This is a genomic window from Enterobacter sp. EC_50 (genome assembly GCF_019584525.1).
Taxonomy (GTDB): Bacteria; Pseudomonadota; Gammaproteobacteria; order Enterobacterales; family Enterobacteriaceae; genus Enterobacter; species Enterobacter roggenkampii.
In genome coordinates this window covers 1-856 of sequence record NZ_VDAF01000072.1, presented here as the reverse complement: position 1 = coordinate 856, position 856 = coordinate 1, and the positions used below count along the sequence as shown (strand labels likewise).

The 856-nt window shown below is 54.8% G+C and carries 1 protein-coding gene; it reads left to right on the top strand.

The features are described from left to right. The first annotated feature begins 217 nt into the window (after positions 1–217). On the top strand, positions 218–823 hold the full coding sequence (locus tag FHC48_RS23005; RefSeq protein ID WP_000509966.1) for a recombinase family protein: 606 nt from the start codon (positions 218–220) through the stop codon (positions 821–823). Positions 824–856 lie beyond the last annotated feature (33 nt).

The window sequence follows — 856 nt, the reverse complement described above, 5'->3', positions numbered from 1 at the left end:
CTGCCTAATGTTTTCCAGGTCATCATCGCCCAGCGTGTAGAACTTCAGTAGCGACAGTTCGTCCGTGGGCAGATCGAACAGCGCTGCTCGCTGCCGTTCGGTGAAAATATGGCGTCGTGACATACAAATTCGTCCCTTTTGAAGTATAGTCTGTTTTGGACAACAGCCAGCCCATATAAATCAGGGCGTTCCGATACAAAAATCCAGGAGGGTTCAATTGGGACATCGTGCCGCCATTTACTGCCGGGTTTCAACAGCGGATCAGTCTTGTGAACGCCAGGAATTTGATCTGCGAGCCTTCGCCGGCCGTGCCGGCTACGACGTGGTGGGAATATTTAAGGAAACAGGTTCAGGAACTAAACTCGACCGGGCCGAGCGAAAGAAAGTCCTGGCGCTTGCCCAGTCCAGACAAATTGATGCAATCCTGGTCACTGAGCTTTCCCGGTGGGGGCGCTCGACGCTCGATCTGCTCAATACGCTACGTGAACTGGAGAACTGGAAGGTTTCCGTGATAGCCATGAATGGAATGGCGTTCGATCTTTCGTCGCCGTATGGACGAATGCTGGCGACGTTTCTTTCCGGCATTGCGGAGTTTGAGCGGGATCTCATCAGCGAGCGGGTCAAGTCAGGCCTTGCTGTTGCGAAGGCACGTGGTAAGAGGCTTGGTCGTCAGGCCGGAGTGCGACCAAAATCAGACCGACTTTTGCCTAAGGTGGTTGCGATGAGGGCCGAGGGACGCAGCTATCGCTGGATCGCACGCGAGCTCGGTATCAGCAAGAATACCGTCGCTGACATCGTGCAACGACACAGAGCTAACGCTTAGGGTGTCATTTCGCCCTCAGCCGGAACCGACCCC